Source organism: Pelagibacterium sediminicola (assembly GCF_003390885.1).
Classification (GTDB): domain Bacteria; phylum Pseudomonadota; class Alphaproteobacteria; order Rhizobiales; family Devosiaceae; genus Pelagibacterium; species Pelagibacterium sediminicola.
The window spans coordinates 153,283-163,369 of the sequence record NZ_QMEL01000007.1 but is presented as its reverse complement, the minus strand read 5'-3'; the positions used below and the strand labels follow the sequence as shown (position 1 = coordinate 163,369).

The following is a 10,087-nucleotide window of genomic DNA, read 5'->3' as shown; positions in this document are numbered from 1 at the left end:
GACGGCGCCGGCCCGTATCCACGATCTCGAGCCGCTCGACACGGCTTCTATCTGTAAAGATATCCATACCGACAGTCAGCTATCAGACCGATCGCGCAAGCCAAGGCGGCTCTCAACGGAGGCTTACAGAGCACGGGATGCATACGCGTTTCAGGGTGGCGGGTCCGGGTGGTCGGGTATATTTTTTGCCCGGTCGGGCTGGCCGTCCCATGAGTTGGCCGCCAGTGCTGGCGGCGCACTTCCCCGAGGGGAAGAGGGGAAAGCCCCGGCCATTTGCGGATGGACGCGCCACAAACTCCCGGATCGCAGGGCGAAGACCGCTCTCACACAAGACAAAAGCCGTACGGAAGCGATCTTCGCCCTGCGCCGCTCAATGCCTCGAACCGGAGCCGAAAGGCCGCCGGCGGATTTTCTATCCGAGCGCGATCAGCGAAATCTGCCGTCCGGCCCGCGTTTCGTGATGCGTCCCGTAGCGATGTGAGAAATACCTTTCGGGATCGGCATAGCTGTCTCCGCCCGCCCGCTCGGCGCTCGCAAGCCCCAGCGTCTGCGCCTGGTGCATCACCAGCCCCGGCACGTCGAAATGCGGCTTGTGCCTGCCGGGCACGATGAAAGGAGCCGCATCGGGATAATCGCGCCGGATCGTGTCCGCAAAATCCTCGCCCACCTCGTAGCTCTGGGCGGCGATGGCCGGGCCGATGGCCGCAACGATCCGCTCCGGGGCCGCCCCCAGCGCGGCCATCGCATCGACGGTTCGCGCCAGCACCCCGCCCACCGCTCCACGCCAGCCGGCATGGGCCGCTCCGATGACCCCCGCATCGGGGTCGGCGAGCAGGATGGGCACGCAATCGGCGGTGAGGATGCCCAGCGCGATGCCGGGCCGCGTCGTCACCAGCGCGTCGGCCTCGGGGCGGCGTTCGAGGTCGTAATCCTCATCGACCACCAGAACATCGGCGCCATGCACCTGCTTTGCCAGCGCCACCGGCACCGGCCCGAGTTTCAGCGCCATCACCGCGCGATGCAGGTTCTCGCGCACATTGGCGAGGTCGTCGCCCACATTGCGCGAGGCGTTGAGCGAGGCGAATTCGCCCTCCGAAACGCCGCCCTGCCGACCGAAAAATCCATGCCGGACGCGGGGCAGTGCGGAAAGGGAAGCGGCGGTTTCAAACGGAGGGTGCATGTGAGGGCTGCCTTGGAAAGATCAGGAAAACCCGGCGGGACTCAAGCCGGGGCTCGCCGCGCAGAACGCCTTGAACAGCACGCCCATTTCTTGTGCATGCGTCAGGCGATGAAACGCCGCCTCCAGCGCCCCGGTCCGGGCCGGGTTCGCAGCGGCCAGCGCTTCCATTCGCGCGGTGATGCCCAAGGATGTAAGATAATCCCCCTGGGTGGCAAGGGGTGCTATGGTCAACCCTGCCATGCGCAAGGCGCCGCCCAGCGCCTCGAAATCCACATGCGCCGTCAGGTCCGCCGCCCCCGGCGCGTCCAGCGGGTCGGCAAAGCGGTGCCTCGCCAGCGCCTGCAAGGTCTCGCCGGGCTGGGTGCGTCCATAGCCGTAGTCGAGCGCCAACAGTACCCCACCGCGCGGCCCGATCACCTTGCCCAGCCGTTCGGCGAACTGGCGCGCGGCCAGCGATATCTCGGCCACCGCCCCCTCGGGCGCATCGGCAAAGCCGGGCCCCAGCAGCGCCCCGTCATAGGGCGTGGGCGAAAGCCCGAACCGGCGCTTGCCGCCCTCGAGCCCCACCATCCGCTCGAACCACTTGTCCCCGCGCTTGACGAACTGGCGCACCGGCAGCGCATCGAAGAACTCGTTGGCGATGACGATCACCGGGCCGGGAGAGATATCCTCGGGCTCGGAAATGAATGTAGGATCATAAGCCCTGAGTGTTTCGGCCTGCATGGCCTTGAGATCCGGGTTGGTCTCATAAAGCGCCAGCGCCCGCGCGTCGGCAAAACCGGGCACCCGCGTTGCAACGCGCAGGGCGTCGGCCATCAGGGTCCCCCGTCCGGGACCCAGTTCAAGAAGGGTAAGACTGCGCGGCGAGCCCATCTGCACGTAAAGGTCCGCCACCCACGCCCCGATCATCTCCCCAAACATCTGGCTGATCTCGGGCGCGGTGATGAAATCGCCTCCCGCCCCCAGCGGGTCCGCCTTGCGGTAATAGCCGCGCGTGGGGTGGGTGAGGCACAGCCCCATATAGGTGGCGATCGAGATCGGGCCGCTGGCCCGGATCTGCATGTCGATCAGGTCGCCCAGCGAAAGGGAAGTGTCAGGCATGGCGCCGGGTCTGCGCGTAAACGACAAGCCCGATCCCGGCCAAAAGGATGGGCAGCGAGAGCACCATGCCCATGGTCAGCCAGCCAAAGGCGAGATAGCCGATATGAGCATCGGGCAGCCGGAAGAACTCGACGAATATGCGCGAAAGCGCGTAGCCGATCCCGAAAATCCCCGCCGCCAGCCCGGGCTTGCGCAGCGCCAGCCGCGCATGGGTGAAATAGCGGATGACGAGGAACAGCAGCACGCCTTCGAGCAGCCCCTCGTAGAGCTGGCTCGGATGCCGGGGCAGATCGCCCCCACCGGGGAAGACCACGCCCCACGGCATGGTCGTCACCGAGCCGAACAGCTCGCCATTGATGAAATTCGCCACCCGCCCCAGAAACAGCCCGATGGTCGCGCAGCACGCCAGAAGATCGAGCCCGGAAAGGATGTTAGCGCCCTTGTGCCGGCAATAAAGCGCCATCGCCGTGACGAGCCCGAGGAACCCGCCATGAAAGCTCATGCCACCATCCCAGAGCGCAAGGATCGCCAGCGGGTCGGCGAGAAAGGCCAGCGGATCGTAAAACAGCACATAGCCCAGCCGACCACCCACGATGATGCCGACCACGATCCAGAAGGTGAAATCGAGCAGTTCCGAAGGCGTCATCGGGGGGGTGTTCTTCACCCACAGCGATTTGCGCCTGAGGATCAGCATACCATAGCCGACCCCGAGGAAAATGCCTGCCAGATAGGCCAGCGCATACCAGCGGATGACGATGGGGCCGATGGCAAAGGCGACGGGGTCGATCTGGGGAAAAGGCAAGGCGCACTCTTTTTGGGTTGCTTGGGGACCATGCCGCCATACCGGACTCTGGTCAAGCGGGCTGGCACTGCTTAAATAGAGGAGCTAGGGCGATCCCGCCACGCAAAAGGATTTGAACCATGTCGCAGAGCAGCAGGATTTTCGACGATCTGGGCCGACTGATGAACGACGCCGCCTCGGTCGCCGACGGCGTGCGCCGCGAAGCGGAAACCGCCGTCAGGGGCCAGATGGAACGCATCGTCAACGAGCTCGATCTCGTCAAGCGCGAGGACTACGACGCCCTGCGCGAACTCGTTGCCATTCAGGGCGAGGAAATCGAAGCCCTCCGCCGGGACCTCGACGCCCTCAAGAGCCGCAAGAAGACGAGTTGACCGGACATATATGCTTCGGCTTGCGCCGACTCCCCCCTCCCAGCCTCCCCCACAAGGGGGGAGGTGCTGGCCTTGTGCGTAGGGGAGCGCTGCGGAAAAGAAAGCACCCTCCCCTTGATGGGGAGGGCTGGGGTGGGGTGAAGCGGCAAACGCAAATCTGTCTCTGATAGGCTGTCCCCAAAGGACCCGACGACCACAAAGGAAATACCATGCGCATCGCCGTCATCTCGGACATCCACGGCAACGCATTCGCCCTCGAAGCGGTGCTGGAGGATATCGGGCGGCACGCCCCCGATGCGATCCTCAATCTGGGCGATCATTTCCACGGGCCGCTCGATCCGGCTCGCACCGCAAAAATGCTCGCCGGGCTCGATGCACTCACCATCCGCGGCAACACCGACCGCTATTTCCTCTACGCCGAACCGGATGCGATGGACGCCGACGACCGCCGGGTCCTCGAGCAATTGAGCCCCCAGACCATGGAGTGGCTGCGCGCCCTGCCCGCCACCGCGCGGTTCGAGGACCAGATCTTCATGTGCCACGGCACCCCGGCTTCGGACAGCGTTTACTGGCTCGACCGCACCCAAGGCGAACGCTTCCGCAAGGCAAGCCTTGCCGAGATCGAGGCTGAGCTGCCCGACAATGGCTTTCCGCTCCATTGCTGCGGGCATACCCATATCGCCCGCGTCGTGACACTGCCTGACGGGCGGGTCGTCTTCAATCCCGGCAGCGTGGGGCGACCCTCATTCAACATGAGCGACCCCGAATCCGCCGCCCGTGCGGGACCGGACGCCGCCTATGCACTGCTGACACAGGGCGAAAACGGCTGGACCATCGATCTGCGCCAGGTCCCCTACGATCACGCGGCCGCCGCCACCCTCGCGCGCACCAATGGCAGCCGCAAATGGGAACGCGAACTGCTGGAAGGCCGCAGGCGGTAAACCCCGGGGAAAACCCGTTCACGAATCGCCCCCGTTAACACCCCGTTAACCATGTGAAACCGATCATCCACAGATAGAATCTGTGTATTGGGCTTTGCGTTCATGGGCCCAGTTGATCGGCTGCGTGTAGATTTGTCCTCAACGACGATTCGTACATCGGACGCCGGTCAGACCGGTTCGGTTGTGCCGCGTAGGGCCTGCAACACCCGGTTGAAGGCTCATAAAAAGAATTGCTCAAGCGTGCGGAGCCGCCATGTCTCTTCTCGAGCTGGAACTGGACAGGAACATCCACCCTGTCGACATCATCGAGCACATTGCCGCCATCAACGACTGGACCTTCGAGCGCCAGGACGCCGACGAGATCTCCATTTCGGTCAAGGGCGGCTGGGCCGACTATCACGTTTCGTTCAACTGGATGGAGGAGATGGAATCGCTCCATCTGGCCTGCGCCTTCGACCTCAAGGTCCCCGAAGCGCGGCGCGGCGAGGTCAAGCAGCTCATCGCGCTGATCAACGAACAGCTCTGGATCGGCCATTTCGACATCTGGAACAAGGAAGGCGTCGTGCTGTTCCGCAACTCGCACCTGCTCTCGGGCGGCGCCGATGTCTCGCCCACCCAGTGCGAGGCCCTGCTACGCTCGGCGTCGGACAGCTGCGACCTTTATTATCAGGCCTTTCAGTTCGTCGTCTGGGCTGGAAAATCCGCCGCCGACGCGCTGGCCGAAGTGATGTTTGAAACCGTGGGTGAAGCATGAGTCTCGAAACCACCGGCACGGTCCTGCTGATCGGTGCGGGCAAGATGGGTACCGCCATGGCGGAGGGCTGGATCGGCGCCGGGCTGCCGGGCTCTTCTCTCGTTCTCGTCGATCCTGCGCCCCATGACTCGGTGGTGGAATTTGCCCGCCGGGCTGGCGCTGCCCTGCGCCGCGACCTGCCATCCGAGCCGCCGCGCGTCATGGTGCTGGCCGTCAAACCGCAAGTGATGGACGGGGTGCTTGCCGCCTCCCGCCATATCGTGGGACCGGACACGCTCGTTCTGTCGATTGCGGCGGGCATCTCGATAGCGCGGTTCGCGCAAGGGCTCGGCACGGAGCGGATCGTACGCACCATGCCCAACACCCCCGCCCAACTGGGCAAGGGCGTGACGGGCGCCGTCGCCGCCACAGCCGTCACCCCCGAGGATCGCGCGCTGGCCGATGCTTTGCTCGCGGCGGCAGGCGATGTCGCATGGCTCGATGACGAAACCGGAATCGATGCGCTGACCGCCGTTTCCGGCTCGGGCCCGGCCTATGTCTTTTATATGGTCGAAGCGCTCGCGAGAGCAGGGGAGAAACAGGGGCTCGGTGCCGATCAGGCCATGCGCCTTGCCCGCCAGACGATCATCGGCGCGGCAGCGCTTCTGGAGGCCGATCCTGCCCCCGCCGAGCAACTGCGCAAGAACGTCACCTCCCCCGGCGGCACCACGCAGGCCGCGCTCGATGTGCTGATGGCCGACAACGGCCTTGGGCCTCTCATGGAGCGCGCGGTGGGTGCGGCGAGGAAACGCAGCGAAGAACTGGGACAATGAGCGAAATCACCTTCGACGACTTTTTGAAGGTCGACATCCGCACCGGCACCATCATCGAAGCAAGGGACTTTCCCGAGGCCCGCAAGCCCGCGATCATCCTCGTGATCGACTTCGGCGAGGAGATTGGCATAAAAAAGTCATCTGCACAGATTACCGTCCACTACCGGCCCGAGGATCTCGTGGGACGCCAGGTGATGGCGGTGGTCAATTTCCCGCCCCGCCAGATCGGCCCCATCCGCTCCGAAGTCCTGACCCTTGGTTTTGAGGACGAGGACGGCGCGATTGTTCTGGCCGCGACTGATAAACGCGTGCCAAACGGCCGGAGACTGATGTAGAGTACCGGCTTGACCAATTGAGCAAGAGGGGCGCAGGACGCCGTTGACCGAACCTGAACAAACCCCGCCGCGCGAACCACGCCTTCTAGGGCTCAACAATTCCTCGCGCGGCGCGCTGATGCCGCCCATCTTTGCGGCGCGCGGCCTGATCGTCCTGATCCTGCTCGCCTCCGTCTATTTCTTCCACAGCTTCCTCGTGCCGGTTCTTGCCGCGCTCATTATCGGCTTTGCAAGCTGGCCGGTGTTCCGCCGGGTGCGCGACTGGTGCGGCGGCAACCGGACCGTTGCCGCCAGCCTGATGATCGCCGTCATCGTGCTGTTCATCCTGGTGCCCATTTTCTGGGCGCTCAGCTATGCACTCACCGAGGCCCGGCAACTGATCGGCTGGGGCATCGCCGCCAACGCCAATGGCGCTCCGGCCCCCGAATGGTTCGCAACCCTTCCGCTGGTGGGCGAGTGGGCCACCGAGCAATGGGAGACCTATATCGGGCGCCCCGGCGCGCTGGGCCAGTACGTGGCCATTTTCGGCGGCGCCAACGTCATCAACATCTATCAGACGGTTCTGGCGGCAAGCGGCAACGTGCTCAACCTGGCGCTGAACCTGTTGTTCATGATCATCGCCCTGCTGTTCGTTTACCGCGACGGCGCGAGCTTTGCCGACCAGCTCGACAAGTTCGGCGAACGCATCCTGCCCGTGCGCTGGCACCGGTTGTCCCGTGTCGTGCCCGCCACCATCAGTTCGACCGTCACAGGCATGACCCTCATCGCCATCGGCGAGGGCATCGTGCTCGGCATCGCCTACTGGCTGGCTGGCGCGCCCTCCCCTGTGCTGCTCGGCGTCATCACCGGCGTTGCCGCGATGATCCCCGGCGGCGCGCCCCTCTCGTTCACGCTGGTCTCGGTCTATCTCATCGCGTCCGGCTCGGTCTTCCAGGGCATCGCGCTGCTCATCTGGGGATCGGTCGAGTTGTTCATCGTCGACAAGACCCTGCGCCCCAAGCTGGTGGGCGGACCGATCAAGCTGCCGTTCATGCCGACGTTTTTCGGCCTGATCGGCGGGGTCAAGACCATGGGCATGGTGGGTCTGTTCGTCGGCCCGGTCCTGATGGCGCTGCTCGTCTCGCTCTGGCGCGAATGGGTGAGCGACCTCGAACAACCCGAACCCGAAAAGGGAGGCGCGGGCCTTGCGACCCCCGCCATCGCGCCACCATCCAAAACTGCCGCCAAAAGGCCCGCGCGGCGGCTAAAGAAGCCCGCCATAGACAAGACCGAGAAGCAGAGCGCCTAGCGCAATCCGGTAGACAACGAATGGCGTATAGGTCTGGCGCTTGAGCCAGCCCATCAACAGGGCGATAGCGCCCAGCGCGAAGACAAAGGCCAGCAGTCCGCCCACCAGCGCATCGCTGGTGAGTTGCGAATTGCCGCTGCGCGCCATATCGACCGCCGCGAGCAGCCCCGCACCCAGAATGGTGGGGATCGAGAGCAGCATGGCGAACCGGGCCGAAAGCGGCCTGTCCAGTCCCACGAACCGCCCCGCCGTCATACATATCCCCGACCGGGAAACCCCGGGTATGATGGCAACCAGTTGCGCTGCACCCACGATGAGCGCATCGCGGAACGAAAGGGCTTCGATCTCGGACTTCTCTTCGGGCTGGCGGTCGGCGAACCACAACGCGGCCCCGAAGATCAATGTCGCCCATCCGATGATGACGAGCGAACGCCCGCTATTGGTGATGAAATCCTTGGCAAGAAATGCGCCGATCACGATGGGAATGGAAGCAACCACCAGCACCAGCAGTAACCGCGCCCTCCTTCCGCCCCTGCCCGTCACCATGTCGAGCAGACCGCCGAACAGGAGCACGATGTCCCGCCAGAAGTAAAGGATGACCGCCCCGAGCGAGCCCACATGCAGCGCGATGTCGAGCGCCAGCTCTTCCTCCGGCGTCATCGCTGCCACGGCAAAGCCCAGCGCCTCGAGCAGATACCGCCCCAGGATCAGATGTGCCGAAGAACTGATCGGCAGGAACTCGGTGGCGCCCTGCACGAGCGCAAGGAATGCGGTATTGAGGAAATCCATGGAAAGCCTTCAGATCGTTTCGTGTCCTGGCGGGGCGGCAGCATCGCTGCCCCCTCATCCGCCCCCTTGAGGCTGGGGCCGACCAAGAGCGCCCCATGTCAAAAAGAAAGGAAGCCCGCTACGAAATCCCACTATCGAGCCTGAGCGTCTTGAGCATTGCGCGGTCGCTCGGCTCGGTCATTTCGATAAAGAAACCCCTGACGGCATCGCGGGCGTGATCGGGCAGTTTGGCGAACGCGGCCTCGATGCGCCGGGTCTGCGTGGCGCTTAGCACCTCGAAAAACTGCCGCCCCTTTTCGGTGGGATAGAGCAGGCGCTGGCGGCGGTCGGTCTCCCCATGACGCTGGGCGACATAGCCACTATCGACAAGTTGGCGCAGGACGCGCGCAAGGCTCTGCTTGGTGATGCGTAAAATATCGAGCAGATCGGCAACCGTCATGCCGGGCCGAAGATTGACGAAATAGATGACCCGGTGATGCGCTCGCCCGAATCCCTGCTTGTCGAGCAGCGCATCGGCATCGCGCACGAAGTCGCGATAGGCGAAGAAAAACAGCCCCATCACATCGATCGGCATTTCGGGGAAATCGTAAATCGCCGAATTTATGTCAGCCATGTTGACATTTATTGAATGTGCAGGCATCGTCCATCCACATGCTTTGCCGTTATGTGTCTTATTCCAGAGCCACTTTGGTTTGCCAAGTGCTGTAAGAATGCGGCAATATCGGTTACGGGTGCACCGCTGGCGCACAACTTTACACGATTGAACGACCGGGAGAAAAGAATGGCCACCGTGCCAATGGATCAGCGAGAAGGTTGGATCTGGTACAATGGAGAAATGGTGCCCTGGAAGGACGCCACGATCCACGTCCTGACCCATGGGCTGCACTATGCCAGTTCCGTCTTTGAAGGCCAGCGCGCCTATGGAGGAGAGGTCTTCAAGCTCCGCGAGCATACCGACCGGCTGATCGCTTCCGGTCGTACGCTCGATTTCGAGATTCCCTATTCCGCCGACGAAATCGACGAGGCCTGCCGTCAGGTGCTCGAAAAGAACGGTCTGACTGACGCCTATATGCGCCCCGTCGCCTGGCGCGGCTCGGAAACCATTTCGGTGCCCGCGCGCGATAACAAGGTGCACCTGGCCATCGCCGCATGGGTCTGGCCGAGCTATTTTTCGACCGACGAACGCTTGAAAGGCATCCGGCTCAACTGGGCCTCATGGAAGCGCCCCTCGCCCGAGACGATCCCCTGCAAGGCCAAGGCCGCCGGCCTTTACATGATCTGCACCCTCTCCAAGCATGCCGCCATGGACGCGGGTTACGCCGATGCGCTGATGCTCGACTATCGCGGCTACGTCGCCGAGGCGACGGGCGCCAACGTGTTCTTCGTCAAGGGCAAGGAGATCACCACCCCGACCCCCGACTGCTTCCTCGACGGCATCACCCGCCGCACGGTAATCGCGCTGGCCAAGGCCAGGGGCTATACGGTCACCGAACGGCACATCAAGCCCGAGGAACTCAGCCAGTTCGATGAATGCTTCCTCACCGGCACCGCCGCCGAAGTGACCCCGGTCTCCGAAGTCGGCGAATACAAATTCACCCCCGGCGAAGCCTGCCGCGTACTGGTCGAGGCCTATATGGCCGAAGTCCAGCCCAAACAGGTCGCGGCAGCGGAATGAACAAAGGGCCGGGGCAAGTCCCCGGCCTTTTTCATGCAA

General features: G+C 63.8%; 12 protein-coding genes. 7 read left to right on the top strand and 5 right to left on the bottom strand.

Annotated features, from left to right (window positions below):
• Positions 1-412 precede the first annotated feature (412 nt).
• The 3 genes from pgeF to lgt are packed head-to-tail and all read right to left on the bottom strand — an operon-like array spanning position 413 to position 3,083.
• Entirely contained in the window at positions 413-1,180 is a 768-nt protein-coding gene (gene pgeF, locus DQG18_RS12490; RefSeq protein WP_116654599.1) for a peptidoglycan editing factor PgeF, read from the bottom strand.
• A gap of 21 nt (positions 1,181-1,201) precedes the next feature.
• On the bottom strand, positions 1,202-2,281 hold the full coding sequence (locus DQG18_RS12485) for a class I SAM-dependent methyltransferase (RefSeq protein WP_116654598.1): 1,080 nt from the start codon (positions 2,279-2,281) through the stop codon (positions 1,202-1,204).
• Entirely contained in the window at positions 2,274-3,083 is an 810-nt protein-coding gene (gene lgt / locus DQG18_RS12480; protein WP_116654597.1) for a prolipoprotein diacylglyceryl transferase, read from the bottom strand. The genes DQG18_RS12485 and lgt overlap by 8 nt, the downstream gene beginning before the upstream one ends.
• 119 nt (positions 3,084-3,202) lie before the next feature.
• Between lgt and DQG18_RS12475 the strand changes: the two genes are divergently transcribed.
• The 6 genes from DQG18_RS12475 to DQG18_RS12450 all read left to right on the top strand — a co-directional run bounded on the left by DQG18_RS12475 (position 3,203) and on the right by DQG18_RS12450 (position 7,584).
• Positions 3,203-3,454, top strand: coding sequence for an accessory factor UbiK family protein (locus DQG18_RS12475; protein ID WP_116654596.1), 252 nt, complete (start codon positions 3,203-3,205; stop codon positions 3,452-3,454).
• A 209-nt stretch (positions 3,455-3,663) separates the two neighbouring features.
• Positions 3,664-4,395 (top strand): metallophosphoesterase family protein, encoded by a 732-nt coding sequence (locus tag DQG18_RS12470; protein ID WP_116654595.1) that lies wholly within the window; start codon positions 3,664-3,666, stop codon positions 4,393-4,395.
• 253 nt (positions 4,396-4,648) lie between these two features.
• A complete protein-coding gene (locus DQG18_RS12465; RefSeq protein ID WP_116654594.1) occupies positions 4,649-5,149 on the top strand; it encodes a type III secretion system chaperone family protein in 501 nt (166 codons plus the stop codon).
• Positions 5,146-5,961: a pyrroline-5-carboxylate reductase gene (gene proC / locus DQG18_RS12460; protein ID WP_116654593.1), complete on the top strand. Its 816-nt coding sequence runs from the start codon at positions 5,146-5,148 to the stop codon at positions 5,959-5,961. The genes DQG18_RS12465 and proC overlap by 4 nt, the downstream gene beginning before the upstream one ends.
• On the top strand, positions 5,958-6,296 hold the full coding sequence (locus tag DQG18_RS12455; protein ID WP_116654592.1) for a tRNA-binding protein: 339 nt from the start codon (positions 5,958-5,960) through the stop codon (positions 6,294-6,296). The genes proC and DQG18_RS12455 overlap by 4 nt, the downstream gene beginning before the upstream one ends.
• 118 nt (positions 6,297-6,414) lie before the next feature.
• On the top strand, positions 6,415-7,584 hold the full coding sequence (locus DQG18_RS12450) for an AI-2E family transporter (protein ID WP_116654618.1): 1,170 nt from the start codon (positions 6,415-6,417) through the stop codon (positions 7,582-7,584).
• Here DQG18_RS12450 and DQG18_RS12445 read toward each other — a convergent pair.
• Positions 7,540-8,373 (bottom strand): undecaprenyl-diphosphate phosphatase, encoded by an 834-nt coding sequence (locus DQG18_RS12445; RefSeq protein ID WP_116654591.1) that lies wholly within the window; start codon positions 8,371-8,373, stop codon positions 7,540-7,542. The two genes, DQG18_RS12450 and DQG18_RS12445, sit on opposite strands and share 45 nt — an antisense overlap.
• A 118-nt stretch (positions 8,374-8,491) precedes the next feature.
• Positions 8,492-8,986 (bottom strand): MarR family winged helix-turn-helix transcriptional regulator, encoded by a 495-nt coding sequence (locus DQG18_RS12440; RefSeq protein WP_245958455.1) that lies wholly within the window; start codon positions 8,984-8,986, stop codon positions 8,492-8,494.
• Positions 8,987-9,154: 168 nt separating this feature from the next.
• Here DQG18_RS12440 and DQG18_RS12435 point away from each other — a divergent pair, with 168 nt between their 5' ends.
• Positions 9,155-10,048: a branched-chain amino acid aminotransferase gene (locus tag DQG18_RS12435; RefSeq protein ID WP_116654590.1), complete on the top strand. Its 894-nt coding sequence runs from the start codon at positions 9,155-9,157 to the stop codon at positions 10,046-10,048.
• Positions 10,049-10,087 lie beyond the last annotated feature (39 nt).

Excerpts from the sequence above, each read along its gene's own strand:
- pgeF (WP_116654599.1), bottom strand. The coding sequence starts at position 1,180 with ATGCACCCTCCGTTTGAAACCGCCGCTTCCCTTTCCGCACTGCCCCGC.
- DQG18_RS12485 (WP_116654598.1), bottom strand. The coding sequence starts at position 2,281 with ATGCCTGACACTTCCCTTTCGCTGGGCGACCTGATCGACATGCAGATC.
- DQG18_RS12475 (WP_116654596.1), top strand. The coding sequence starts at position 3,203 with ATGTCGCAGAGCAGCAGGATTTTCGACGATCTGGGCCGACTGATGAAC.
- DQG18_RS12470 (WP_116654595.1), top strand. The coding sequence starts at position 3,664 with ATGCGCATCGCCGTCATCTCGGACATCCACGGCAACGCATTCGCCCTC.
- DQG18_RS12465 (WP_116654594.1), top strand. The coding sequence starts at position 4,649 with ATGTCTCTTCTCGAGCTGGAACTGGACAGGAACATCCACCCTGTCGAC.
- proC (WP_116654593.1), top strand. The coding sequence starts at position 5,146 with ATGAGTCTCGAAACCACCGGCACGGTCCTGCTGATCGGTGCGGGCAAG.
- DQG18_RS12455 (WP_116654592.1), top strand. The coding sequence starts at position 5,958 with ATGAGCGAAATCACCTTCGACGACTTTTTGAAGGTCGACATCCGCACC.
- DQG18_RS12450 (WP_116654618.1), top strand. The coding sequence starts at position 6,415 with ATGCCGCCCATCTTTGCGGCGCGCGGCCTGATCGTCCTGATCCTGCTC.
- DQG18_RS12445 (WP_116654591.1), bottom strand. The coding sequence starts at position 8,373 with ATGGATTTCCTCAATACCGCATTCCTTGCGCTCGTGCAGGGCGCCACC.
- DQG18_RS12440 (WP_245958455.1), bottom strand. The coding sequence starts at position 8,986 with ATGGCTGACATAAATTCGGCGATTTACGATTTCCCCGAAATGCCGATC.
- DQG18_RS12435 (WP_116654590.1), top strand. The coding sequence starts at position 9,155 with ATGGCCACCGTGCCAATGGATCAGCGAGAAGGTTGGATCTGGTACAAT.